Source organism: Streptomyces sp. NRRL F-5122, from assembly GCF_001507435.1.
In the GTDB taxonomy this organism is placed as follows: Bacteria; Actinomycetota; Actinomycetes; order Streptomycetales; family Streptomycetaceae; genus Streptomyces; species Streptomyces lannensis.
This window is the reverse complement of the sequence record NZ_LMWH01000172.1, coordinates 49,099-73,334: the sequence shown is the minus strand read 5'-3', so window position 1 is coordinate 73,334 and position 24,236 is coordinate 49,099. Positions and strand designations below refer to the sequence as shown.

Genomic DNA, 24,236 nt, shown 5'->3' with positions numbered 1-24,236 from the left:
ACGGAACGGCCGTTCCCGGCCGGTGAAACCGCCGTGAAACCGCGCCGAAGGCGGCCGCCCGCACGCTCTGCTCCATGACCACGACACCACACGCGATCACCGCGACCGGACTACGGAAGGCCTACGGCGACCACGTCGTCCTCGACGGGCTCGAGCTGGCCGTCGCCGAGGGCACCGTCTACGCGCTGCTCGGCCCCAACGGCGCCGGCAAGACCACCACCGTGCAGATCCTGTCGACGCTCGTCGCCGCCGACGGCGGGCACATCACGGTCGGCGGCCACGACCCCGCCCGCGACCCCCGCGCGGTCCGGGCGCAGATCGGGGTCACGGGGCAGTTCGCGGCCGTCGACGCGAAGCTCACCGGCGAGGAGAACCTGATCCTCATGGCCGACCTGCACCACCTCGGCAGGCAGGAGGGGCGTCGCCGCACCGCCGGACTCCTCGAACAGTTCGGACTGACCGACGCGGCGAAAAAGCTGCCCGAGGCCTACTCCGGCGGAATGCGGCGGCGGCTCGATCTCGCCATGACCCTGGTCGGCGATCCCCGCATCATCTTTCTGGACGAGCCGACCACCGGCCTCGACCCGCGCAGCCGTCACGCCATGTGGCAGATCGTGCGGGAGTTGGTCGCCGACGGGGTCACCGTCTTCCTGACCACCCAGTACCTGGAGGAGGCCGACCAGCTCGCCGACCGCATCGGCGTCCTGGACGGCGGCCGGCTCGTCGCCGAGGGCACCGCCGAGGAGCTCAAGCGGCTCGTACCCGGCGGCCATGTGCGTCTGCGCTTCGCGGACCCGGCCGCGTACGAACGTGCCGCCCGCGCCCTGCACGGCACGGCCCTCGACGACGAAGGGCTCACCCTCCAGATCCCCGGCGACGGCAGCGCCCGGGAGCTGAAGTCCCTGCTCGACCGGCTTGAGGCCGAGGCGATCGAGGCGGAGAGCCTGAGCGTGCACACCCCCGACCTCGACGACGTCTTCTTCGCCCTCACGACCGAACGCTCGCACAACCCCGCGGCCGACGCCGCCGTCCGCAAGGAGGCCCTCCGGTGAGCACCCTCTCCTACGCCGTCGCCGACTCGGCGACCATGCTGCGCCGCAACCTCAGGCACGCCCTGCGCTACCCGTCCATGACGATCCCTGTCGTCGCGATCCCCGTCGTCATGCTGCTGCTGTTCGTCTACGTCTTCGGCAACGCGCTCGGCTCCGGCGTCGGCCCCGGTGCCGAGGGCCACTACGTCGACTACGTGGCGCCCGGCATCATCCTCATGGCCACCACCTACGGCTCGGTCTCGGTCGCGGTGTCCGTCTGCTCGGACATGACCGAGGGCATCGTCAACCGGTTCCGCACCCTGTCGATCTCCCGCGCGGCCGTACTGAACGGCCACGTGCTCGGAGGTGTCGTCCAGACCCTGTTCAGCGTCGTCCTGGTCGTCGGCGCCGCCCTGCTCACCGGGTTCCGGCCGAACGCCACGCCCCTGGAGTGGCTGGCCACCGCCGGTCTGCTGACCCTGGTCGTCCTGGCCCTGACCTGGCTGGCGGCCGACATGGGGCTGCGTGCCAGGACCGTGGAGGCGGCGAGCAACGCACCCACACCGCTCACCTTCCTGCCCTTCCTCGGCAGCGCGATCGTCCCGACGGACTCGATGCCGACGGCGGTGCGCTGGTTCGCCGAGTACCAGCCGTTCACCCCGGTCACCGAGACCCTGCGCGGCCTGCTGATGGGCACGGAGATCGGCAACAGCGCGCTGATCGCGGTCGCGTGGTGCCTCGGGCTCACCGTCCTCGGCTACATCCGGGCCCGGTCGGCCTACGACAAGGGGTGAGCAGGCTCGGCGGCGCGGTCACCCGGCGGTCTCGACGGCGTCGAGCAGTCTCAGCGCCTCGGTCCTCAACTCCTCGCGCCCGAGGGCGGCGTACGCGGACACGGCGTCCTCGTAGGCCGCCCCGTCGGCGTGTGCCAGGGCCTGCTTCACCCGCACCGAGGACATCGTCGGCTGGAAGGTGCGCAGCAGCCGGCAGCGTTCGGCGAGAGCGATCGACCGGGCGGCCTGCGCCGGGGCTCCGCGGTCGAGCTGCACATGGGCGAACGCGAGGAGCAGCACCCCGCAGATGGCGAGATGGGCGGCGTACGCGGGCCGGTCGACGGCCGGACCGGACAGCAGTCTGCGGAGTTTGGGCCGCAGTTCGCCGACGAGATGGGCCACGCGGTCGAGACGGCCGTGCTGGGCGTGGGCGACGACCGCGACGCCCAGGGCTTCCAGGGTCCATGCCTCGAGACCCGGCGGCTCGGTGTCCGGGAACGGCCGCTGGGCCACCGGGGACGGTTCGGCGGCCCGGCGCCACATGCGCAGCCCCGCCTCGGTCTCGCCGCGGGCGAGCAGGATCTCGGCCCGCACACCGCTTTGGAAGGTGGCCAGGCCATAGGTGTCGTCGGTGTCCGGGGACATCGACAACTGCAGCCAGTACTCGGCCTCGTCGACCTCGCCGAGCAGCAGCGACGCCATGACGAGCCCCCAGCGGATCCCGATCTCCTCGGGTCCGGGGCCGAGCAGCCGCTCCTGGAGGTGGAGCGCGACCCGCAGATGGTGCCGTGCCCGCTCGCCCTGCTCGAGCTTCAGGCTGAGCTCGCTGACCCGGGAGTGGGCGAGAAGCCGGACGACGAGCCGGCTCCCGTCCCCGACGGCTTCGAGCATCCGGTCGGCGGCGGCGAGAGCACCCTCGATGTCGCCCCGCGCCTCGAGTACGTAGCCGGTGACGGTCTCGGCGACCGCGGCCGCCTGCGGCGCGGTGTGCGAGCTCGTGCCGCGGTCCGGCACGAGCACGGCGGGCACGTCGGCGAGGACGGCGGCGACGGCGCGGGGGACGGTGTCCGGCGGAGCGGGCGGCAGACGGCGCAGTACGGTCACGAAGCGCAGCGCAGGGGTGCTCTCGCCCTGGAGCAGGAACAGGTCGGCGGCGAACAGCGCGGCGGCGGTCCGGGTGGCCTCCACCAGCGCGGGCCCGGGCCGGAAGTGGCTCAGCAGGTGGCCGGTCTCCTGGATGAGCGCGGCCACGCGGGTGTAGCGGGGCTCTATGTTCCACAGTCCGGCGAGCACCGCGGCGCACGCCACCACCGTGGGCGCGTCGGCCCGGGCGAGGGCGAGGCGCAGCGCGTGCAGCAGGTTGTCCTGTTCGGCGCGGACCGGGTCGAGGTCGAGGAAGGAGTCCGCATCGGACACGGACGTGTGACGCGCGAGGCCGAACTCCCTTGCCCAGGAAAGGAACTGCCGGGTCACCTGCTCCGCCTCGCCGGCCTCGGCGCGGCGGTCGGTGCTGAACTGCCGCACGGTCTCCAGCATGCGGAACCGAGCGCCTATCGGCGTGTCCACGACCTTGAGCAGCGACTGGTCGACGAGGTCCTCGAGCACCTCGGCCCCGCCCACGAGATGCTCCGCCGCCTCCGCCGTGAATCCGTCGGGGAAGACGGACAGGGCGCGCAGGGCCCGCTGCCCGGTCCCGTCGAGGAGGTGCCAGCTCCAGTCGACGACGGCGAGCAGCGTCCGGTGCCGTTCGGGCGCGTCCCGGGCGCCGCCGCGCAACAGGGCGAACCGGTCGTCGAGGCGGCGGACGATCTCGGGGACGGACAGGACGCGGACACGGGCCGCGGCCAGTTCGGCGGCGAGGGGCAGCCCGTCGAGGCGGCGGCACAGCTCCTCGACGGGGCCGGACGGGAGCTCGACGCCCGGCCGGGCCGCCCGCGCCCGCTGCCCGAACAGCTCGACCGTGGTCGCGAGGCTCAACTCGGGAAGCAGGTGGACCGCTTCGGAACTCAGGCCGAGCGGGGCGCGGCTGGTGGTGAGCACACGCAGGTCACGAGTGAGGGCGACGAGGCCGCGGACGAGTTCGGCGGCGCCGCGCACCACCTGTTCGCAGTTGTCGAGCACGAGCAGCGCGGGGCCGGCGCCGAGGGCGCCGGCGATGCCGCCGAGCAGGTCCGGATGCAGGACCTCCCCGACGCCCAGGGCCGCGGCGACCTCGGCGAGCACGTCCTCGTCCCGTGTGACGCCCGCGAGGGGCACGAAGTGCACCGCCTTCTGCTCGGCCTCACGCCCGACCGCCTGCGCGAGGCGGGTCTTGCCCAGACCGCCCGCACCGACGATCGAGACGACCCGCGAGGTGCGCAGCAGCCCGGACATGGCGGCGATGTCGTCGGCGCGGCCGAGCAACGGGTTCGGCTCGTGCGGGATGCCGCGGCGCACGCTCGGCGCCTCGTCGCGCAGCAACTCCTGGTGGACCGAGCGCAGAGCGGGGCCGGGATCGGTGCCGAGGTCGTCCCGCAGCGCCCGGCGGTAGCTGTCGTAGCGGGTCAGCGCGGCGGCCGGTCCTGCGCCGGCCGCCTCGCTGCGCAGCAGTTCGGCGAGGATCTCCTCGTCGCGCGGATGAGCGGATGCGAACGCGGTGAGGGGTTCGACCGCGTCGGCGTGCCGGCCGAGGCGGGCGAGGGCCAGAGCCCGCGTGCGGACCAGGGCGGTGTACGTCGTCGCACGCGCCGCCCGCAGAGCCGAGACCGGGTCGTCGGGTCCGTCGTCGCCGGGCGGGCCGTCCCAGTGGAGGAGCCCCGCCTCGGCGTGCGCGAGGGCGGCACCATGGTCGCCGTCGCGGGCGGCGCGGGCCGCCCGGGTGGCGGCGAGCAGCACGGCGGAGGTGTCGACGGCCTCGGCGTCCAGGGTGAGCCGGTAGCCCGTGGCGGTGGCGGCGATGACGTCGGCGCCGAGCTGCGAACGGGCCCGGGAGACGAGCACCTGCAGGGCCTTGGTCGGGTTCGCCGGCTGCTCGTCCGGCCACAGCCCGTCGACCAGCCGGGTCGAGCTGCATCCGGCGCGCGGCTCGTCGGCGAGCAGTGCGAGCAGCCCGCGCAACCGGGGCCCGCTGATCTCCCGGCCACGATGGGACACCCGCGCGAGGAAGGTCAGCTCGGTGGTCACCCGAGTAGGTTAGAACGTGCCCGGTGGATCTTGCCGGGCTCTTGACGCCGCCGGGTGCCGACGCGCGCGGAGCCCGGCCGGTGTCAGTGCCGCGTGCCATGCTGAGGCCGTGGACATCGACGACCTGGTCCGGCTACGACGGGCGCGCGATCGGATGGACCGTGAGTACGCGCAACCGCTGGACGTGGCCGCGCTCGCGCGCACCGCGCTGATGTCACCGGGGCACTTCCAGCGCAGCTTCCGCGCGGCCTACGGGGAGACCCCGTACGGCTACCTCATGACCCGGCGCATCGAGCGCGCCAAAGCGCTGCTGCGACGCGGCGATCTGACCGTCACGGAGGTCTGCCTCGCCGTGGGATGCACCTCGCTGGGATCGTTCAGCACGCGGTTCACGGAGCTGGTGGGCGAGTCGCCGAGCGCGTACCGGTCGCGGTCGCACGAGCAGCTCGCGGCGATACCGCCCTGTGTGGCCAAGGGGCTGACGCGTCCCCGCCGTAGCCGTCCGAGTGCGGCGCGGGACGTCGCCGCGGGCGCCGCTCCGGCATGACATCCCGGGCCTCTGCGCGACCCGATCGCCCGACGGCCGCACCACGCGCCGTCCACCGCCGCGCTCAGGCCTCCGTCGTCTCCCCGTTGCCCCAGGCCTCCACGTCCACCACTGCGGACACCGGAATCGGCCCGTACACATGCGGGAACTCCTCACCACCGGGTCGCATCGACTCGTAGCGCACGGGGGCGGTCAGACGCTGCGGATCGATGACGAGGAGGACCAGTTCGCCGGACGCGCCGTGCTCCCCGTAGAGCCGGTGCGCCACCTCCGGGACCTGGTGGCGCAGTGAGCAGTGGATGAAGCCCTCCTCCTGGAGGGTGCGGCCGCGGGTCGACATCTCATAGCTGCCGCTCGCGCGGGCGGCCTCCCACAAGGAGCGCTCGGTGAGGTGCAGAAGTGGTTCGTGCATGGCGCCGACCCTAGGCGACGCCCGGTACGACGCGTCGGCCGTCGGCGCCACGTACGCCGCGCACTGCGGGTTCCGGCAGGGGCCGGGGCGCCATACGGGGACAAACGCGCCGAGCGTCTTGTGCCGCCGTACCACCGTGGCGACGTGCTGCCCGCACGCGGGGCAGACCCTGTCCTCGCTGCCCATGTCCTCAGGGTAGGGCGGGCACCGCACATGCGCTCCCCGCGCTCCGGATCAGCGCGGATCGCGCCACATCGGCCACATCCGCAGGCCGTCCGGAAGGTCCAGGGTGGGCCCCTCGAAGGCGAACCCGAGCCGTTCGTACAGCCTGGTGCTGCGGACGCTGCTCGCCTCCAGATACGCCGGCAGCCCGTCGCGGTCGCAGCGGTCGAGGACGTGCTGGATGAGCGCGGTGCCCAGGCCCTCGCCCTGGCTTCCCGGTGCCACGCCGATCATCCACAGGTACTCGTGGCCGCGGTCCGCGGGATGCGACTCGGCCATGAGCCGCGCTATGAGTTCGACCCGCTCGTTCTCCGGGTCGACCGCCTCGCGCAACCGCACGGCGTCGTCCCCGTCCTCCTCACCGGAGTGGTCGCCGGCCGGGACGGACAGCCACAGCGCGCACGCCGTGCCGTCCTCCGTCACGTCGATGTGCCCCTCGGCGAGCACGATGTCGGTGAACGCGGCCATCAGCCTGTGGTGCGTCGTGCGCCGGTGCTCCTCGTCCGGAAAGACCCAGCTGCTGACCGGATCGTCCCGGAACGCCTCGTCCAGCAGCCGGACGACCAGTTCCCTGTCGTCCTGGCCCGCCGCCCGGATCGCCACGCCCATCTATCTGCCCCTCGCATCAACCGACGGTGAGCTTACGGGAGTTGAGGATATCGAGCGTCGTGGGGGCAATGCCGCCGAGGGCACGCCGACGGCGGGGAAGGGCACCGGGAAAGGGGATCGGGCCCCGCACGACATGGGGATGTGCGGGGCCCGCCCCGTCCGGAGCCACGGGTGCCGCGCGGGGTCAGGATCCGCGCGGCACCAGGGCTCCGGGGCCCTGCGGCCCGGCGGTCAGGCGCTGCGCCTGGTCACGAACTCGGCCAGCGCCAGCAGACCGCCCGCAGCCTCGGGATCGGGAATCGCACGGGACAGCTCGTGCATCGCCCGGCCCATCCGGTCGGCCGCCTGCTGTTGCGCCCAGTCACGGCCGCCCGCCTGCTCGACGGCGAGGACCGTGCGCTCCAATTCCCCCTCCCGGTAGGGCCCCCGGTACAGCTCGGCCAGGTCGGCCGCCGCCGGGGTGCCGGAGGCGAGCGCGGCGACCACGGGCAGCGACTTCTTGCGGGCCATGAGGTCCGCCCCGGCCGGCTTGCCGGTGCGGCCGGGGTCGCCCCAGATCCCGATCACGTCGTCGATGAGCTGGAAGGCGAGCCCCGCCTCCCGGCCGAAGGCGTCCAGCGCCTCGACGTCCTCGTCGTCCGCGCCGGCGTACAGTGCGCCGACCGCGCAGGCGCAGCCGAGCAGGGCGCCCGTCTTCGCCTCGGCCATGTCGAGCACCTCGCCGAGGGTGACCTCGTCGGGGTCGCTGCGCTCCATGGCCGTGTCGTCGTGCTGACCGGCGCAGAGCTCGACCACGCAGGCCGCGAGCCGGGCCGCCGCGGCCGCCGCCGCGGGATGCCGGTCCTCGGCCAGCATCCCCAGGGCCAGCGCCTGCAGTGCGTCCCCGGCGAGGATGGCGTCGGCGTCGCCGAACACCGTCCAGACGGTGGGGCGGTGTCTGCGGGTGGCGTCCCTGTCCATCACGTCGTCGTGCAGCAGCGTGAAGTTGTGGACGAGTTCGACGGCCGCGGCGGCCCCCACCGCCACGGCCTCGCGACCGCCGAGGGCGCGGACCGCGGTGAGCACGAGCGCGGGCCGTATCGCCTTGCCCGCATTGCCGTTGGCAGGTGTGCCGTCCGCGTGCTCCCAGCCGAAGTGGTAGCGCGCGATGCGCCGCATCGCACCGGGCAGCGAGTCGACGGCCCGGCGCAGCTCCGGGTCGACCACGTCGCGTGCGCGGTCCAGGATCGCCGTGGCCTCGTGCCCGTCGGACGGTGTCGCCCGGCGCGGGACCGGGCGGGACCGGCCCGGCGGGCCTGCCGGGCCGCGCCGTCCGAGGGTCGGGGTCTGCTTCGGTTCCGTCAGGAACTCACCCATGGAACCTCCCCGTGCGGACCTCAGCCATGGAACCGCCTCGTAGTGTCTGCGGACGTGACGCCTCCGCTGCCGCCCGGCCGGTGGTACCCCGAGGGTGTACCCGCCCTGACGGGCGGGGACACGGACTGCCGGGTGTGGGTGGCGTCACCTCCAACGGCCGATCTCGACGTTCTCCAGGACGCCCAGGGCGTCGGGAACGAGAACGGCGGCCGAGTAGTAGCCCGTCACCAGATAGCTGATGATCGCCTGCTCGTTGATGCCCATGAAACGCACCGACAGGCTCGGCTCGATCTCGTCGGGGATTCCCGACTGCCTGAGGCCGACCACACCTTGGTCCTCCTCACCGGTACGCATGGCGATGATCGAGGTCGTACGGGCGTCGCTCACCGGGATCTTGTTGCACGGGAAGATCGGCACCCCCCGCCAGGTGGGGATGCGGTTGCCCCCGAGGTCGACGGTCTCGGGCACGAGCCCGCGCTTGTTGAGCTCCCTGCCGAACGCGGAGATCGCGCGCGGGTGGGCGAGGAGCAGCTTGGTGCCGCGCCGCCTGCTGAGCAGCTCGTCCAGGTCGTCGGGGCCCGGCACGCCGTCGTGCGGCTGCAGCCGCTGGTCGTACTCGCAGTTGTGGAGCAGACCGAAGTCGCGGTTGTTGATCAGCTCGTGCTCCTGGCGCTCCTTGAGCGCCTCGACCGTGAGCCGCAACTGGTGCTCGGTCTGGTTCATGGGCTGGTTGTAGAGGTCGGCCACGCGGGTGTGGATACGCAGGACGGTCTGGGCGATGCTCAGTTCGTACTCGCGGGGCGCGGCCTCGTAGTCGACGAAGGTGTGCGGGATGTCCGGTTCGCCGCTGTGGCCCGCGGCGAGGTCGATCTCCTTCTCGCCGTATTTGTTGGTGCGCTGCTCGGGGATCGAACGCTGCTCCCGGAGGTGTTCGCGGAGCGATCCGGTGCGCTCGGCGATCTGCTCGACGTCCCGGCGCGGCAGCGCGAGCACCGTGCAGGCGGTGACCGCTCGAGCCGTGTACTCCCAGATGGCGTCAGGGTCGAGCAGTGCCTGCTCGCCGAAGTACGCGCCGTCGGCGAGCACCCCGAGCACCGCGTCGTCCCCGTAGGGTCCCGTACCGAGTTTCTCGACCCTGCCGTGCGCGAGGAGGAACACCTCGTCCGCCTGGCTGCCGAACTCGGCGAGCACGTCGCCCGGCGCGAACCTCCGCTGCTGGCACCGCCGGGCGAGTTCGCCGAGCACCTCCAGGTCCTCGTACTCGCGCAGCGCGGGCAGTTCGCCCAGCTCGGCCGGGATGACCGTGACCTGGTCGCCGGTCTTCACGAACGTCACGCGGCCGTCGCCCACCGAGTAGGCCAGACGGCGGTTCACACGGTACGCACCACCCTGTACGTCCACCCACGGCAGCATGCGCAGCAGCCACCGTGAGCTGATCTCCTGCATCTGTGGTGCGGACTTGGTGGTGGTGGCCAGGTTCCGCGCGGCCGTGGTGCCGAGACTCTGCTGCGGCTTGTTGCCCTCAGCGCGGACCTCTTCGCCTACCGACATAGAGAATGCCCCTCCCGATCATGCTGTGATCTGCGGGAACAAGCCTTCAGTACGGAGCGTGTCCGTGCCATTACCCAAAAGAGCGGGAATGGATCATCATCGGCCTGGGCACACGGGCGAGCCGCTGCCCGGCAGGGCCGCGCCGGTGCGGGACCGGGCGTGAACTCCCTGGTCGGGCGGCCCAGTCCCCGTCATTCCGGGTGCTGACCGGATCGGCTCGCACACCGTGCGAACGGCTGGCGCGAGCAGGGCCGCCGCCGGTACAAGCGGCTCCACGAGGCGGACGCGACCGGCGCCCGTCACGCAGCGCGAAGGAGGCGGCCGTGGCCCCACCCATGACCGCGGGCACGCTCCTCGACCGGCTCAGGGCGGCGGGCCTCACCGTCGTCGAGGTCGGCGACTGGGAGCACCACAACCGCAATCACCAAGGCCCTTGGGGCCCGGTCCACGGTGTCGTGATCCACCACACCGCGATCCCGGGCGCCGAACGGGCCGTGTCGGTCTGCCGCGACGGAAGGGCGGGGCTGCCGGGACCGCTGTGCCACGGTGTGATCACCAAGGACGGTGCGGTGCACCTGGTGGGCCACGGCCGCGCCAACCACGCCGGGCTCGGCGACGACGACGTGCTGCGCGCGGTCGTCGCCGAGAAGGTGCTGCCCCGGGTGAACGAGGCGAACACCGACGGCAACCGTCACTTCTACGGCTTCGAGTGCGAGAACCTCGGCGACGGCAAGGACCCCTGGCCCACGGCGCAGCTCGACGCGATCGAGAAGGCGGCCGCGGCGATCTGCCGCCACCACGGCTGGTCGGAGCGCTCGGTGATCGGCCATCTGGAGTGGCAGCCGGGCAAGGTCGATCCGAGGGGCTTTTCGATGACATGGCTCAGGGACCGGATCCGCGACCGCCTGAAATGACCCGGGCCGGCGCACACCGGGCGGCGCCGTCTGCTTCCGGTGTCCGACAATGGCCGGGTGACCAGCCCCGATGTGCCGCATCCCGAAGCGCTCGAGGCGGCGGGGCTGCGCCCGTCGCTGCCGTCGCCCCTGCAGGAGGTCGAGGACGAGCGCTTCGCGCGGCACGGTGTCCGCCTGCTGCTCAAGCGGGACGACCTGATCCACCCGGACCTCGTGGGCAACAAGTGGCGCAAACTCGCTCCGAACCTCAGGGCGGCGACCGGCCGGAACCTGCTCACCTTCGGCGGCGCCTACTCCAACCATCTGCGGGCGACGGCCGCCGCGGGCCGACTGCTGGGGACGGGCACCATCGGGGTGGTCCGCGGCCAGGAACTGGCCGACCGTCCATTGAATCCCTCCCTCGCCCGGTGCGCCGCCGACGGCATGCGGCTGCACTTCGTCGACAGATCGACGTACCGGCGCAAGGCGGAGCCGGAGGTCCTGGCGCACATCCTGCGGGAGACGGGTGCGCAGGACGCCTACGTGGTGCCGGAGGGCGGCAGCAATTCCCTCGCCGTCCACGGCTGCGCGGTCCTCGGCGAGGAACTGCGTGGCCGGGCCGACGTGGTCGCGGTCGCCTGCGGCACCGGCGGCACACTGGCCGGTCTGGCCGCGGGTCTCGCCCCCGGCCAGCGGGCCCTGGGGATACCGGTGCTCAAGGGCGACTTCCTGGCCACGGACGTGGAGGCTCTGCAGAGGAGCGCCTTCGGCGCCCGCCGCGGCACCTGGACCCTGGACACCCGCTTCCATTTCGGCGGGTACGCCCGCGTGCCCGGTGAACTCGAGGCCTTCGCCGACGACTTCGGGGCCCGCCACGGCCTGCCGGTGGAACGTCTCTATGTCGCCAAGCTGCTGTACGGACTTGCCGCCCTGACCGAGCGGGGCGCGTTCGCGCGCGGGACGACGCTGGCCGCCGTGATCACGGGCAGGCCCCTCCCGTAGGGCCCGTCGTTTGGATCATGCCGACCCGAGCGGCGCGGTCTCCCCCGGCCGACCTGATCCGAACGACAGCCCCTGGACGCGGTGGCCGGCGCACCGGCTCACGTGGTCTCCCGGTAGGCCGCCGCCTCCTCCAGGTCAAGCCGTCGCAGCAGCGTGCGGAGCATCTCGTCGTCGATGTAGCGGTGGTTGCGGAGCCGCACGAAGACCTCCCGCTCCGCCCCGATCATCTGACGGGACAGCCGGCGATAGGTGTCGTCGTGTGTCTCGCCGGTGACCGGGTTCACCGAACCGAGCCGCTCCCAGACCGCGTTGCGCCGGCGTTCCAGGACCATGCGCAGCCGGTCCGCGAGCGGCGGCGGCAGGGCGTTGCGCTCGTCGTCGAGAAGCGCCTCGAGGTGGGTCTCCGCCGCCCGGGAAGCCTGCGCCTGGGCATTGGCCTCCGCGAGGGTCTCCGCCTGCGCGTCACGCCCCGGCAGCCGCAGCAACCGGATCAGCGGGGGCAGGCTCAGCCCTTGCGCCACCAGCGTGCCGATCACCGTGGTGAAGGTCAGGAAGAGGATCAGATTGCGGAAGGGGAAGGCGCTGCCGTCGTGCATCGTCCGGGGGATCGAGAAGGCGATGGCGAGCGAGACCACGCCCCGCATCCCGGCCCAGCCGATGACGAACGACCCCTTCCACGTCTGGCCCTCCTCGCGCTCCCGGATACGTCTGAACAGTGCGCGCGGCACATGGGTCACCGGGTACACCCACACGAACCGCGACAGGACGACCACCAGGAACACGGCCAACGCGTACCAGGCCGCGCGCAGGCCCTCGTACGCGCCGAGTCCTCTCAGGACGACCGGCAGTTGCAGTCCGATGAGCGCGAACACCGCCGACTCCAGGACGAACGCGACCATCTTCCACACCGCCTCCTCCTGGAGCCGGGTCGCGAAGTCGACCTGCCAGTTGTGGTAGCCGAGGTAGAGGGCGACGACGACCACGGCGAGCACCCCGGACGCATGGACCCACTCCGCGGCGCCGTAGGCGACGAACGGGATCAGCAGGGAGAGGGTGTTCTGCAGCAGCGCCTCCTTCAGGTGGGTGCGCAGCCAGTGGATCGGCATCATCAGCAGGAGACCGACCGCCACACCGCCGAACGCCGCCACCAGGAACTCCCGCGTCCCGTCCGCCCAGGTCGCGCCCTCGCCGACCGCGGCAGCGAGGGCCACCTTGTACGCGGTGATCGCGGTGGCGTCGTTCACCAGCGACTCGCCCTGCAGGATCGTGGTGATCCGCGACGGCAGCCCCACCCGCCGCGCGACCGCCGTCGCCGCGACCGCGTCCGGCGGCGCGATCACGGCGCCCAGCACCAGTGCGGCGGTCAGCGGCATGCCCGGCACGATCAGGTACACCGCCCAGCCCACCGCGAGCGTCGCGAACAGCACGTAGCCGACGGACAGCAGCGCCACGGGCCGCATCTGCGCCCTCAGGTCCAGGTACGAGCTGTCGGTGGCCGCCGTGTACAGCAGCGGGGGAAGCACCAGAGGCAGCACGACCTCGGGGTCGAGGGTGTAACCGGGCACGCCCGGCAGGTACGAGACCGCGAGACCCGCCGCGACGAGCAACAGCGGCGCGGGCACCGGGGTGCGCCGCGCCAGTCCGGCCACGGTGGCGCTCCCCGCCACCAGCAACAGCAACGGCAACACGTTCATCGTCCTCGCCCGCCCTCGTCGTCCCCACGGTTTCCCGGCCCTGCCTGCCCGGATCTCCGCGCGGCTTCGCGCGGACCCGTCGTAACCTGGCCATCATGAAACAGTGCACGCACGCCAACGCGCTGCCGCACCCCGAGCCCGAGCCCCGGAGCGCGACATGCCTGGAGTGCCTCGCCGCCGGTACTCACCCGGTGCAGCTGCGGCTGTGCCTCGAGTGCGGGCACGTCGGCTGCTGCGACTCCTCGCCCCTGCGACATGCGACGTCGCACCACAACGAGAGCGGCCACCCCGTGATGCGCACCTTCGAGCCGGGCGAGGAGTGGCGCTGGTGCTTCGTCGACCATGTACTCGTCTGACCGGAGGATCCCTGCTCGTGTGACTCTGGATCAGGACGGTTCGGCGGTCTGACGTCTGGGTACGTCAAACCGGCGCACGCTCATCCCAATTGGGCCCGCAGACCTCTAGCCACTGTGCGTATTCATGTGTTTACTATGAGTGACAGCAGGGGTCGGGGTCCCGGGGACAGGAAAGCCGCCGGCGCGATAGCGTCACCGCTGAACCACATAGGGCGTTACCCCGAGGGGCGACCCTCGGCCCCCGAAAATGCTTGTACCACCTTGGAGGTGAGGGTGTCCCAGATCGCAGGCGACCCCGCGACCCAGGACTTCGTGGAAGTCCGGCTTCCGGCAGCGGGTGCCTACCTGTCGGTGCTGCGCACGGCCACGGCCGGTCTCGCGGCCCGTTTGGACTTCACCCTCGACGAGATCGAGGACCTGCGCATCGCCGTCGACGAGGCCTGCGCGATCCTGCTGCAGCAGGCCGTGCCGGGCTCGGTGCTCAGCTGCGTCTTCCGGCTCATCGACGACTCGCTCGAGGTGACCGTCTCGGCTCCCACGACGGACGGTCACGCCCCCTCGCGGGACACCTTCGCCTGGACCGTTCTGTCGGCCCTGGCCGGCAAGGTCTCCTCCGCGGTCGCCGAGGACAAGACCGTGTCCATCAGCCTCTACAAACAGCGCGGCGCGGGACCCGGGCCGGCGTGACGAACGGGGACGGGCCGGTGCGGGACGAAGAGCGCGGCACACAAGAGCTCTCCGCCGGGAACGACGGCGGCCCGAGCGGGTCGCGGCGTATGGCGGAAGGCGTGGACGGCATCCCCGAGCAGGCCCGTCCGCACCCGGAGGACGAGGCTTCGGCGCTCGCGGCGCCCCCGGCGGGTTCGGCCGCGGCGGACGAGGCCTTCCCCGTCCGGGGCGGCGGCCGACGGGGGAGCGGCGGTGCCACGCGGAGCACGTCGTCCGGAGTGAGCGGGGCCTCCCCTGCTCATGAAGGCCCCTCCGCTCGAGCCGAGTCGGGACCGGGGGAGGAGCCGACGGCCTGGGGAAGGGTGACGGGCGGGACGATGAGCGAGCACGAGCGAAACGCCGAGCAGAGTGTGCCGGGTGGCGCCCAGCACGACCCACAGGACCGCACCGGAGCGCGGGCCATGTTCGTCGAGCTGCGCAAGCTGAAGGAGGGCAGCGCCGAGTACGCGGAGCTGCGCAACCAGCTCGTCCGGATGCATCTGCCGCTCGTCGAGCACCTCGCACGCCGCTTCCGCAACCGGGGCGAGCCCCTGGACGACCTCACGCAGGTCGCGACGATCGGGCTGATCAAGTCGGTCGACCGCTTCGACCCGGACCGCGGAGTCGAGTTCTCCACCTACGCCACCCCGACGGTCGTCGGCGAGATCAAGCGCCACTTCCGTGACAAGGGATGGGCGGTGCGGGTCCCGAGGCGCCTGCAGGAACTGCGCCTGGCCCTGACGACGGCCACGGCCGAGCTCTCCCAGCAGCACGGCCGCTCCCCCACCGTGCACGAACTGGCCCAGAAGCTGGCCATCTCGGAGGAGGAGGTCCTGGAGGGCCTCGAGTCCGCCAACGCGTACTCGACGCTGTCTCTGGACGTCCCGGACACGGACGACGAGTCCCCCGCAGTCGCGGACACACTCGGCGCGGAGGACGAGGCACTGGAGGGTGTCGAGTACCGGGAGTCGCTGAAGCCGCTGCTCGAGGATCTTCCGCCGCGGGAGAAGCGCATCCTGCTGCTCCGCTTCTTCGGGAACATGACGCAGTCGCAGATCGCGCAGGAGGTCGGCATCTCGCAGATGCATGTCTCACGTCTGCTGGCCCGGACGCTGGCGCAGCTGCGGGAGAAGTTGCTGGTCGAGGAGTGACGTGGGGCGACCGGATTCCGGTCGCCCCACGTGCCCGAACCGGCCGGAGCCCGGCCGGCTACTTCGGGTTCTCCGCGTTCCCGGGTCCCCGGATGCCCAGCGCCCGCGTCGTCGCCGGGTTCACGAGGAGTACCAGTGCCGCGACAGCGACGACCGCGAGCGCGATGCCGCCCGGGATCGCCATGCTGTCGGCCTGGAGCAGGTTGTAGGCCACGGGCAGCGCCATGATCTGCGTGATGACGGCGGGTCCCCGGCTCCAGCTGCGCCGCAACAGCAGACCGCGCGCGGCCAGCAGGGGCAGCAGCGCGAGCACGATCAGGGTGACGCCGCCGGTGACGGCCTGCTCACGGTCGTCCGGCGAGCCCGTCAGGCCCAGCACGAGAATCCAGGCCCCGGCGACGACCAGGGCGAGCCCCTCCAGTCCCGCCAGCGCCGCCGCGGCGATCAGCCGCCCGGCCCGGGGCTCGGCTTCGGGGGTCTCACGGGTGGGGTTCTGCTCAGCGCTCACCCCTGAAGGGTATCGGCCGGGCGGACGCCCGCCGCCGGCCCCTTCGCCCCGACTGTGCCCAAGGCCACGGCCCTCCCTCTTACCGGATCCCTACCTCGGTCTGGGCCGAGTACCGCCCAGTAGGTACCCTGCAATCCATGCGTGCACTTCTCGTGGTCAATCCGGCAGCTACCACCACAAGTGCGCGCACTCGTGACGTTCTGATCCACGCGCTGGCGAGTGAGATGAAGCTCGAGGCGGTCACCACGGAGTACCGCGGACACGGGCGCGACCTCGGCCGCCTGGCCGCGGAGAGCGAGGACATCGAGCTCGTGGTCGCGCTCGGCGGCGACGGCACGGTCAACGAGGTCGTGAACGGGCTGCTGCACCACGGGCCCGACCCCGACCGGCTTCCGCTCCTCGCCGTGGTCCCCGGCGGCTCGACCAATGTCTTCGCCCGCGCCCTGGGTCTGCCCAACGACGCGGTGGAGGCCACCGGCGCCATCCTCGACGCCCTGCGCGAGAAGCGTGAGCGCACGGTCGGCCTCGGCCTCGCCGCCGGCACGCCGGGCACTGCGGACGAGGCGGTGCCCTCCCGCTGGTTCACCTTCAACGCCGGCCTCGGCTTCGACGCGGGCGTGGTCGGCCGGGTCGAGCAGCAGCGGGAGCGGGGCAAGCGTTCGACCCATGCGCTGTATCTACGCCAGATGGTGCGTCAGTTTCTGGACGAACCGAACCGCAGGCACGGAACGATCACTCTGGAGCGGGACGGGGAGGAGCCGGTCACCGATCTCGTCCTGTCCATAATCTGCAACACGGCGCCCTGGACGTTTCTCGGCAATCGTCCGGTGTACGCGTCGCCTAAGGCCTCGTTCGATACCGGGCTCGACGTGCTCGGCCTCAGCCGTGTGTCCACGGTGTCGGTTGCCCGATATGCGACCCAGTTGCTCACTTCGTCCCCCGAACAGGGGCCCCGCGGCAAGCATGTGGTCTCACTCCACGACCTGAGTGACTTCACCTTGCATTCGAAGGTCCCCCTGCCCCTTCAGATGGACGGCGACCACCTAGGACTGCGTACGAGCGTGACGTTCACAGGCGTACGCCGTGCACTGCGTGTGATTGTGTGAGCAGAAGGGGCTAAAGTCCTTTCACTCGAACGTTTAGGCCAGGATCCACCCCTTGGAAGTACGGCTGTGACCGAGTCGACACCAAGGAATCAAAAAAAACTTTCCGGAAGGGGTTGTATCCGCCGCTGAGGTTTGCGAGTCTCTACGTGGCGCTCGGGACGGCCCGCTTCATCGGCCCCACAGAGAGCCCGAACCCCTCCTCAATCCACAGGACCACGTCAGTGAGTCTGACGGTCGGCCCTTCACTTGTTGAGGGATTCGTGAAAGCGTTCACATTCACAAGCAATCTGCACGTAATACCACGGAGAGGTAGCAGCCATGGACTGGCGTCACAACGCCGTTTGCCGCGAGGAAGACCCCGAGCTCTTCTTCCCCATCGGCAACACCGGTCCTGCGCTGCTGCAGATCGAGGAAGCCAAGGCCGTCTGCCGTCGCTGCCCGGTTATGGAGCAGTGCCTGCAGTGGGCGCTCGAGTCCGGTCAGGACTCCGGCGTCTGGGGTGGTCTCAGCGAGGACGAGCGCCGCGCCATGAAGCGCCGCGCCGCCCGCAACCGGGCCCGTCAGGCCTCCGCCTGACGCACCCGCCCCGTACGAGCCTGGGCTTGGCGGCGCGTACAGCGAGTACGTATCTCCCGCCCCCGAGCCGCAGCGCGCAGTACCCACGATGCGCAGCAAATAGCTGACAACTGAGCTTTAGCCCCGGGCCACTTGTGGTCCGGGGCTCATTGCTGTCCGGTGCGGTTCAGCCGCGCCGCCCTCACTTCTGCGAGCGGACCGGGATGTCCAGGATCACCCGGGTCCCGCGCTCCGGGGCCGGGACCATGTCGAAGGTGCCGCCCAACTCGCCTTCCACCAGCGTCCGTACGATCTGCAGGCCGAGGTTGCCCGCCGTGTGCGGGTCGAAGCCCTCGGGCAGGCCGACCCCGTCGTCCTGGACGGTGACCAGCAGACGGGCCTCCTTCGTCGTGCCACCGCGGACCGCCGAGACCTCGACGGTGCCGGTGTCGCCCTGCCGGAAGCCGTGTTCGAGGGCGTTCTGCAAGACCTCGGTCAGCACCATGGAGAGCGGGGTCGCGACCTCCGCGTCCAGGATCCCGAAACGTCCGCTGCGCCGGCCGGTCACCGAGCCGGGCGAGATCTCGGCGACCATCGCGAGCACCCGGTCGGCGATCTCGTCGAACTCCACCCGCTCGTCCAGGTTCTGGGACAGCGTCTCATGCACGATCGCGATGGAGCCCACACGCCTGACGGCCTCCTCGAGCGCCTCGCGCCCCCGCGCGGACTCGATGCGGCGGGCCTGGAGACGGAGCAGGGCGGCAACCGTCTGGAGGTTGTTCTTCACCCGGTGGTGAATCTCCCGGATGGTCGCGTCCTTGGTCATCAACTCGCGTTCACGGCGCCGCAGTTCGGTGACGTCCCGGAGCAGGACCAGCGAACCTATACGCGTGCCCTTGGGCTTGAGCGGGATCGCGCGGAACTGGATCACCCCGTCGTGCGCCTCGATCTCGAACTCACGCGGCGCCCAGCCGCTGGCCACCTTGACGAGCGCCTCGTCCACGGGACCCCGGGTCGGGGCGAGTTCCGCGGTGGTCTTCCCGAGGTGATGGCCGACGAGGTCCGACGCGAGGCCCATGCGGTGGTAGGCCGACAGCGCGTTCGGGGATGCGTACTGGACGATTCCGTCGGCGTCCAGCCGGATCAGCCCGTCGCCGACACGGGGTGAGGCGTCCATGTCGACCTGCTGGTCCGGGAAGGGGAAGGAGCCCGCCGCGATCATCTGGGCGAGGTCGGAGGCGCTCTGGAGGTAGGTCAGCTCCAGGCGGCTCGGGGTCCGCACGGTCAGCAGATTGGTGTTGCGCGCGATGACGCCGAGGACCCGGCCCTCGCGCCGCACGGGGATGGACTCGACCCGGACCGGGACCTCCTCGCGCCACTCGGGATCCCCCTCGCGCACGATCCGGCCCTCGTCCAGGGCCGCGTCCAGCATGGGGCGGCGGCCGCGCGGGACGAGATGGCCGACCATGTCGTCCTGGTACGAGGTGGGGCCGGTGTTGGGACGCATCTGGGCGACCGAGACGTACCGCGTGCCGTCGCGGGTGGGCACCCACAGGACCAGATCGGCGAAGGAGAGATCGGAAAGCAGCTGCCACTCCGACACCAGCAGGTGCAGCCACTCCAGGTCGGAGGCGCTGAGGGCGGTGTGCTGGCGGACCAGCTCGTTCATGGAGGGCACGTGAGCGAGGGTACCTGGGGCGCCGGGCGGCGATCGAAACCGGCCGAACGGACGGTCGGTGGGCAGAGGCCCGAGAACGCCCCGGAAACACCCGCGGGCCGCGGCGCCTGGGAGGGACCCTCAACCCTCCCGGCACCGCAGCCCGGAGCAGCAACGGCCGTGGGGTGTGCGGTCCCGGTCGGCCGAAGGTCGAGGACCCGGAGCAGTCAGGGCAGAGAGCCCGGATCCTCGGTCCGCCTTCCTGTGCGGGGAAGACGGAGGTCTGTGTGTCTCGTCCGCTCGCCCGCGCGACGAGGGACTCACCGTGTCTGGACCTGGTGGACTAGACCACGTCCAGGACCATGGTGCTGTCTCGGAGGGCGTGTGTCCATGAGTTGGCGGATGTTTGTTGTTGTCTCTTTATCGGACATCCCCCGACGACTCACCGGCAGAGTAGCCGTCTTCGGCCCGCACCCGGGGCCAGTTCGCCATGGCCATGTCGGCGAGTGCTTCCAGTTCCCCCCGGCTCGCGCCGTCGCGCGCCTGCTGGGACATGCCCTGGATGATCGCGTGGGCGTACCGGGCGAGCGCGCGGGCATCGGCGCCGGAGTCCAGTTCACCGGCGGCGACACCGGCCCTCACCCGGCTCTCGAAGGCGGCGACGTCCTCGTTCCGCCGCACCCGGAGCAGTTCCTCGACCTCGCGGGTCGTGCAGTTGGTGGCGGCGTGGATGACGAGGCAGCCGTGCGGGTGCCCGGCGGCCGTGTAGAGATCGGCCGCCTCGCCGAGGATGCGCCGGAAAGCCCCGCGGACCGTCGGCTCCTCGGCGAGGGCGCGCTCCACGAAGGAGCCGTACCGGTCGCAGTAGACGCCGACCGCCTCCTCGAACAGCGAACGCTTGTCGCCGAACGCGGCGTACAGACTCGGTGCGCCGATCCCCATGACCTGCGTGAGGTCGGCCACGGAGGTGGCCTCGTAACCGCGCTCCCAGAACGCGAGCACGGCCTTCTCGAGCGCGGCTTCCCGGTCGAAGGAGCGGGGGCGGCCGCGCGGCCGCCCGACGGAGCGTCCCTGACCGGCGGCGGGAGCGGGCCCGGACCGCAGTTCCTTCTCCCGGCTGTTCCCCATGAACGCGGATTTTATAGCGGGTGCTAGAGAAAAGAACCCTCGCTACGGGGACCAAGGCACGGCATCGTGCCGCCCACCACGGCCGGGCCGCGGCCCCCGGAGACCGCGGCCCGGTGAATCCTCGAGGCCGGGGGCCGCGACGGCGTCCGCCGGCCCCTCGCGTCGCCTCAGTGTGTCTCCGTCACCTTGGCCAGGGCGCGCGGGGCGTCCGGGTCCTGGCCGCGCGCGATGGTGACCTCGTACGCCAGGAGCTGGAGCGGAATGATCTCCAGGATCGGCTGGACCTCCTCGGCCACTCCGCCGGTCGGCAGGACGAAGCCCGCCGAGGCCCGCTCGACCGCACCGGCGGGCCCGATGACGACGAGGTCGGCACCGCGGCCGCGCAGCCGGTCGAGCACCGGCCGGAGTGCGGCGCCGCCCTTGCCGTCCGTCACCACGGCGATGACCGGCGAGACGTTGTCGACCATGGCGAGCGGACCGTGCAGCAGGTCGGCGCCGGAGTAGGACAGGGCGGGGATGTAGCTGGTCTCCATCAGCTTCAGAGCGGCTTCCTTGGCGGTCGGATAGCCGTAGCCGCGCGAGGTGATGACCATGCGCTCGGCGAAGCGGTAACGGGAGGCGAGGGCGCGGACCTCGTCCTGGCGCGCGAGCAGTTGCTCGGCGAGGTCGGGCAGGGCCTTCGAGGCGGCCCCGTCACCGCCGCGCAGCCCCTCGACGAAGAGGTACAGGGCGAGCAGGGAGGCGGTGTAGGTCTTGGTCGCCGGGAGGGCCTTCTCCGGTCCGGCCATGATGTCGATGTGGTACTCGGACACGGCGGCCAGCGGTGAGCCGGGGTTGTTGGTCACGGCGAGCGTGAGGGCGCCGGCCTCACGGGCGGCCTTCGTCGAGGCGACCAGGTCCGGGGAGCCACCGGACTGGCTGACGGTGACGACGAGGACATCGGTGAGATCGGGGCGGGCGCCGTACGCGGTGGTCGTCGACATCGAGGTGAGACCACAGGGCAGGCCGAGGCGGATCTCCAGCAGGTACTTGGCGTAGAGCGCGGCGTTGTCGGAGGTGCCGCGGGCGGTGAGCAACACGAACCGGGGCCTGCGCGCGGCGATCTCCCGTGCCACCTCCTGGATGCGCGGTGCGCCCGTGTCCAGGATCCGGCGCAGCACGGCGGGCTGCTCGGCCATCTCCCGGGCCATGATCCGCCCGGGCGGATCGTCGCTGCGCGGGTTCACGGCGGGAGCGGTCATGGGGCCTCCTCTGGTGGTTCACCGGTACGGCGTGGCGCCGGCCGACTCCATTCCACTCCCCCGCCCCGCGTCCCGCGCATCCGGGGAGCGAACCGGACATGACGGGCACGGGAACCCCGCCGGCGCGGGCCGCTCCCCGGAGCGGGCGTCTGCTAGATTGGTCTATACCACATTTGCTCCTTCGGTTCCCGGCGAGCCCTCTGAAGATCGGCAGGCCCAGCGTGGAAGTTGTCATCGTCCCGGACGCCAAGGCGGGTGGCGAGCTCATCGCCGAGGCCATGGCGCAGCTGCTCCGGCGCAAGCCCGACGCCCTGCTCGGGGTGGCGACCGGCTCCACCCCGCTGCCCGTCTACGAGGCGCTGGCCGCCAAGGTGGCCACCGGCGGGGTGGACACGTCGCGGGCCCGGATCGCCCAGCTCGACGAATATGTGGGACTGCCGGCCGAGCACCCCGAGTCGTACCGCTCGGTGCTGCGACGCGAGGTGCTGGAGCCGCTCGGGATCGGCATGGACGCGTTCATGGGGCCGGACGGCACCGCCGAGGACGTGCAGGCGGCCTGCGAGGCGTACGACCGCGCGCTGGCCACGGCCGGCGGTGTGGACGTGCAGCTGCTCGGCATCGGGACCGACGGTCACATCGGGTTCAACGAACCGTGCTCCTCGCTCGCGTCGCGCACGCGGATCAAGACGCTGACCGAGCAGACCCGGATCGACAACGCACGCTTCTTCGACGGCGACATCGACCAGGTGCCGCACCACGTCATCACCCAGGGCATCGGCACCATCCTGGAGGCCCGGCACCTCGTGCTCCTCGCCACCGGAGAGGGCAAGGCCGACGCGGTCGCCGCCACGGTCGAGGGCCCGGTCGCGGCGATCTGCCCGGCCTCCGCGCTCCAGCTCCACCGCCACGCCACGGTCGTCGTGGACGAGGCAGCCGCCTCCAAGCTGAAGCTCGCCGGCTACTTCCGGCACACCTACGCCAACAAGCCCCAGTGGCAGGGCATCTAGGGCCGCACAGGGATTGCACGCAGGCGCCGGCCGCCCCTCGGGGACGGCCGGCGCCTGCGTCGTTCCGGCTAGACCCCCGCGATGACCTCCGCCGCCGCCCGGCCGCACACCCGCGCCGCGCCGTACGTGGCGATGTGCAGGGCGCCGCGTGGCGCGGCCTGGGGAACACCCATCTCGACCACGATCGTCCCGGGGCGCTGCGAGAGCAGCGTGTCGAGGGCACCGGCCATCCACGGGTGCCGGTGCTCGTCCCGGACCACGGCCACGATCCGCCGCGCCCCTGCGGCCTCCAGCGCGGCCCGCCCGGCTTCCTCCCCCGCGAAGCTGCCGGTCTCCGTGCCCGGGAGCAGCCGGGACAGTTCCGCCGCCACCCCCCACGGTGTCTCCGTGCCCACCGCGATGTTCGCAACCGGGGTGAGGGCGGCGACGAAGGGCGGCTCACCGAGCGGGGTGAAGGCCTCCGCGCCGGTGACCCTGAGTGCGCGCCGGGCCGCGACCAGGCCGATGCCGTCGTCGCCGGCCGCCCCCGCCGAGGCGTCCGCGGCCGCCGCCGACGCCGTCCACCGCGCCAGGTCCCGGACCCGTTCGGCCGCCTCGGCGAGCCGTTCCTCGGCCAGCTCGCCCTCGCGCACGGCCGTGACCAGCGCGTCCCGCAGACGGCGTACCGTCTCGTCGTCCGCGAGGCCACCGCCGACGCAGATGGCGTCCGCCCCGGCAGCGATGGCGAGGACGCTGCCGCGCTCGATGCCGTAGGTCGCGGCGATGGCCTGCATCTCCATACCGTCGGTGACGATCAGGCCGTCGTAGCCGAGTTCGCCGCGCAGCAGTTCGGTCAGGACACGCCGGGACAGCGTGGCCGGGCGGTCCGGGTCCAGGGCCGGGACCAGGATGTGCGCGCTCATCACTGCCCGCGTGCCGGCGGCGATGGCCGCGCGGAACGGCGCGAGTTCGCGCTCCTGGAGCACGGAGGGACCCGCGTCGATACGCGGCAGCGCGTGATGGGAGTCGACCGCGGTGTCGCCGTGACCGGGGAAGTGCTTGGTGCAGGCCGCCACACCGGCCGCCTGCAGGCCGGTGACGTAGGCGGCGGTGTGCCTGGCCACCAGCTCCGTGTCCGCGCCGAAGGAGCGCACCCCGATGACCGGGTTCGCCGGGTTGGAGTTCACGTCGGCCGACGGGGCCCAGTCGAGGTTGACCCCGCACTCGGCGAGCCGGCGCCCGAGTTCGTGTGCCACCCGGCGGGTCAGGTCCACGTCGTCCACCGCGCCCAGGGCGTGGTTGCCGGGGAAGGAGGATCCCGCTCTCACCTCCAGGCGGGTGACGTCGCCACCCTCCTCGTCGACGGCGACGAGCACGTCGTCGCGTTCGGTGCGCAACTGGGCGGTCAGAGCGGCGAGCTGCTCCCGCGAGGCGATGTTGCGGCCGAACAGCCCCACCGACGCCAGGCCCTCACCGAGGCGCCGCAGCAGCCACTCGGGGGCGGTGGTGCCGGTGAAGCCGGGCTGGAGGACCGTCAGCGCGTCGCGCGTGAGGGTGTCGGTGCCGCTGGCGAATGTCGTCATCGGGT

22 protein-coding genes are annotated in these 24,236 nt (G+C 71.9%); 11 read left to right on the top strand and 11 right to left on the bottom strand.

The window, feature by feature from the left end:
* Positions 1-74 precede the first annotated feature (74 nt).
* A complete protein-coding gene (locus tag ADL25_RS18365; RefSeq protein WP_059128835.1) occupies positions 75-1,052 on the top strand; it encodes an ATP-binding cassette domain-containing protein in 978 nt (325 codons plus the stop codon).
* Positions 1,049-1,825, top strand: a complete 777-nt coding sequence (locus tag ADL25_RS18360; RefSeq protein WP_059128834.1) for an ABC transporter permease — start codon at positions 1,049-1,051, stop codon at positions 1,823-1,825. The genes ADL25_RS18365 and ADL25_RS18360 overlap by 4 nt, the downstream gene beginning before the upstream one ends.
* An 18-nt stretch (positions 1,826-1,843) precedes the next feature.
* Here the strand turns inward: ADL25_RS18360 and ADL25_RS18355 are convergent, their stop codons facing one another.
* On the bottom strand, positions 1,844-4,966 hold the full coding sequence (locus ADL25_RS18355) for an ATP-binding protein (protein ID WP_059128833.1): 3,123 nt from the start codon (positions 4,964-4,966) through the stop codon (positions 1,844-1,846).
* A gap of 109 nt (positions 4,967-5,075) precedes the next feature.
* Here ADL25_RS18355 and ADL25_RS18350 point away from each other — a divergent pair, with 109 nt between their 5' ends.
* Positions 5,076-5,513, top strand: a complete 438-nt coding sequence (locus ADL25_RS18350; protein WP_059128832.1) for a helix-turn-helix transcriptional regulator — start codon at positions 5,076-5,078, stop codon at positions 5,511-5,513.
* Positions 5,514-5,577: 64 nt separating this feature from the next.
* Here the strand turns inward: ADL25_RS18350 and ADL25_RS18345 are convergent, their stop codons facing one another.
* From ADL25_RS18345 to ADL25_RS18325, 4 genes are all read right to left on the bottom strand, one after another.
* On the bottom strand, positions 5,578-5,925 hold the full coding sequence (locus ADL25_RS18345) for a DUF952 domain-containing protein (protein WP_059128831.1): 348 nt from the start codon (positions 5,923-5,925) through the stop codon (positions 5,578-5,580).
* A 234-nt stretch (positions 5,926-6,159) separates the two neighbouring features.
* Positions 6,160-6,756 (bottom strand): GNAT family N-acetyltransferase, encoded by a 597-nt coding sequence (locus ADL25_RS18335; protein WP_059128829.1) that lies wholly within the window; start codon positions 6,754-6,756, stop codon positions 6,160-6,162.
* 231 nt (positions 6,757-6,987) lie between these two features.
* A complete protein-coding gene (locus ADL25_RS18330; RefSeq protein ID WP_059128828.1) occupies positions 6,988-8,112 on the bottom strand; it encodes a family 2 encapsulin nanocompartment cargo protein polyprenyl transferase in 1,125 nt (374 codons plus the stop codon).
* A 144-nt stretch (positions 8,113-8,256) separates the two neighbouring features.
* Positions 8,257-9,663, bottom strand: a complete 1,407-nt coding sequence (locus tag ADL25_RS18325; RefSeq protein ID WP_059128827.1) for a family 2B encapsulin nanocompartment shell protein — start codon at positions 9,661-9,663, stop codon at positions 8,257-8,259.
* Positions 9,664-9,986: 323 nt separating this feature from the next.
* On the opposite strand from ADL25_RS18325, the gene ADL25_RS18320 reads away from it, so the two are divergent.
* Together ADL25_RS18320 and ADL25_RS18315 are read left to right on the top strand one after the other, a co-directional pair.
* Positions 9,987-10,577: an N-acetylmuramoyl-L-alanine amidase gene (locus ADL25_RS18320; RefSeq protein ID WP_402522495.1), complete on the top strand. Its 591-nt coding sequence runs from the start codon at positions 9,987-9,989 to the stop codon at positions 10,575-10,577.
* A 57-nt stretch (positions 10,578-10,634) separates the two neighbouring features.
* Positions 10,635-11,558 (top strand): 1-aminocyclopropane-1-carboxylate deaminase/D-cysteine desulfhydrase, encoded by a 924-nt coding sequence (locus ADL25_RS18315; protein WP_059128825.1) that lies wholly within the window; start codon positions 10,635-10,637, stop codon positions 11,556-11,558.
* A 98-nt stretch (positions 11,559-11,656) separates the two neighbouring features.
* Here the strand turns inward: ADL25_RS18315 and ADL25_RS18310 are convergent, their stop codons facing one another.
* A complete protein-coding gene (locus ADL25_RS18310; RefSeq protein ID WP_059128824.1) occupies positions 11,657-13,252 on the bottom strand; it encodes a Na+/H+ antiporter in 1,596 nt (531 codons plus the stop codon).
* 95 nt (positions 13,253-13,347) lie between these two features.
* On the opposite strand from ADL25_RS18310, the gene ADL25_RS18305 reads away from it, so the two are divergent.
* From ADL25_RS18305 to ADL25_RS18295, 3 genes are all read left to right on the top strand, one after another.
* On the top strand, positions 13,348-13,608 hold the full coding sequence (locus ADL25_RS18305) for a UBP-type zinc finger domain-containing protein (protein ID WP_059128823.1): 261 nt from the start codon (positions 13,348-13,350) through the stop codon (positions 13,606-13,608).
* Between the two features lie 273 nt (positions 13,609-13,881).
* A complete protein-coding gene (locus ADL25_RS18300; protein ID WP_059128822.1) occupies positions 13,882-14,295 on the top strand; it encodes an anti-sigma regulatory factor in 414 nt (137 codons plus the stop codon).
* Positions 14,292-15,467 carry an RNA polymerase sigma factor SigF gene (locus ADL25_RS18295; RefSeq protein WP_107116640.1) on the top strand — a complete coding sequence of 392 codons (1,176 nt, stop codon included), beginning with the start codon at positions 14,292-14,294 and terminating at the stop codon, positions 15,465-15,467. Before ADL25_RS18300 ends, ADL25_RS18295 begins: the two co-directional genes overlap by 4 nt.
* Positions 15,468-15,525: 58 nt before the next feature.
* On the opposite strand, the gene ADL25_RS18290 is transcribed toward ADL25_RS18295, so the two are convergent.
* Positions 15,526-15,975, bottom strand: coding sequence for a hypothetical protein (locus ADL25_RS18290; protein WP_059128820.1), 450 nt, complete (start codon positions 15,973-15,975; stop codon positions 15,526-15,528).
* A 137-nt stretch (positions 15,976-16,112) separates the two neighbouring features.
* Between ADL25_RS18290 and ADL25_RS18285 the strand changes: the two genes are divergently transcribed.
* Both ADL25_RS18285 and ADL25_RS18280 read left to right on the top strand, forming a co-directional pair.
* Complete coding sequence (locus ADL25_RS18285; protein WP_059128819.1) at positions 16,113-17,081, top strand: diacylglycerol/lipid kinase family protein; 969 nt, start codon at positions 16,113-16,115, stop codon at positions 17,079-17,081.
* Between the two features lie 318 nt (positions 17,082-17,399).
* The gene (locus ADL25_RS18280) at positions 17,400-17,657 is read left to right on the top strand and encodes a WhiB family transcriptional regulator (RefSeq protein ID WP_016639615.1); all 258 of its coding nucleotides are present in this window, start codon (positions 17,400-17,402) and stop codon (positions 17,655-17,657) included.
* A 181-nt stretch (positions 17,658-17,838) separates the two neighbouring features.
* Here the strand turns inward: ADL25_RS18280 and ADL25_RS18275 are convergent, their stop codons facing one another.
* From ADL25_RS18275 to ADL25_RS18265, 3 genes are all read right to left on the bottom strand, one after another.
* Complete coding sequence (locus ADL25_RS18275) at positions 17,839-19,314, bottom strand: sensor histidine kinase (RefSeq protein WP_181923156.1); 1,476 nt, start codon at positions 19,312-19,314, stop codon at positions 17,839-17,841.
* A gap of 399 nt (positions 19,315-19,713) precedes the next feature.
* Entirely contained in the window at positions 19,714-20,421 is a 708-nt protein-coding gene (locus ADL25_RS18270; protein ID WP_079050443.1) for a TetR/AcrR family transcriptional regulator, read from the bottom strand.
* 167 nt (positions 20,422-20,588) lie between these two features.
* Entirely contained in the window at positions 20,589-21,662 is a 1,074-nt protein-coding gene (locus ADL25_RS18265; RefSeq protein ID WP_059128818.1) for an SIS domain-containing protein, read from the bottom strand.
* 221 nt (positions 21,663-21,883) lie between these two features.
* On the opposite strand from ADL25_RS18265, the gene nagB reads away from it, so the two are divergent.
* Positions 21,884-22,669 (top strand): glucosamine-6-phosphate deaminase, encoded by a 786-nt coding sequence (nagB, locus tag ADL25_RS18260; RefSeq protein WP_059128906.1) that lies wholly within the window; start codon positions 21,884-21,886, stop codon positions 22,667-22,669.
* 68 nt (positions 22,670-22,737) lie between these two features.
* Here nagB and ADL25_RS18255 read toward each other — a convergent pair whose 3' ends face one another.
* Entirely contained in the window at positions 22,738-24,231 is a 1,494-nt protein-coding gene (locus tag ADL25_RS18255; RefSeq protein ID WP_059128817.1) for a glycoside hydrolase family 3 protein, read from the bottom strand.
* Positions 24,232-24,236: the final 5 nt, after the last annotated feature.

Excerpts from the sequence above, each read along its gene's own strand:
- ADL25_RS18255 (WP_059128817.1), bottom strand. The coding sequence starts at position 24,231 with ATGACGACATTCGCCAGCGGCACCGACACCCTCACGCGCGACGCGCTG.
- ADL25_RS18285 (WP_059128819.1), top strand. The coding sequence starts at position 16,113 with ATGCGTGCACTTCTCGTGGTCAATCCGGCAGCTACCACCACAAGTGCG.
- ADL25_RS18305 (WP_059128823.1), top strand. The coding sequence starts at position 13,348 with ATGAAACAGTGCACGCACGCCAACGCGCTGCCGCACCCCGAGCCCGAG.
- ADL25_RS18270 (WP_079050443.1), bottom strand. The coding sequence starts at position 20,421 with ATGGGGAACAGCCGGGAGAAGGAACTGCGGTCCGGGCCCGCTCCCGCC.
- ADL25_RS18345 (WP_059128831.1), bottom strand. The coding sequence starts at position 5,925 with ATGCACGAACCACTTCTGCACCTCACCGAGCGCTCCTTGTGGGAGGCC.
- ADL25_RS18280 (WP_016639615.1), top strand. The coding sequence starts at position 17,400 with ATGGACTGGCGTCACAACGCCGTTTGCCGCGAGGAAGACCCCGAGCTC.
- ADL25_RS18335 (WP_059128829.1), bottom strand. The coding sequence starts at position 6,756 with ATGGGCGTGGCGATCCGGGCGGCGGGCCAGGACGACAGGGAACTGGTC.
- ADL25_RS18310 (WP_059128824.1), bottom strand. The coding sequence starts at position 13,252 with ATGAACGTGTTGCCGTTGCTGTTGCTGGTGGCGGGGAGCGCCACCGTG.
- ADL25_RS18325 (WP_059128827.1), bottom strand. The coding sequence starts at position 9,663 with ATGTCGGTAGGCGAAGAGGTCCGCGCTGAGGGCAACAAGCCGCAGCAG.
- ADL25_RS18365 (WP_059128835.1), top strand. The coding sequence starts at position 75 with ATGACCACGACACCACACGCGATCACCGCGACCGGACTACGGAAGGCC.
- ADL25_RS18265 (WP_059128818.1), bottom strand. The coding sequence starts at position 21,662 with ATGACCGCTCCCGCCGTGAACCCGCGCAGCGACGATCCGCCCGGGCGG.
- ADL25_RS18330 (WP_059128828.1), bottom strand. The coding sequence starts at position 8,112 with ATGGGTGAGTTCCTGACGGAACCGAAGCAGACCCCGACCCTCGGACGG.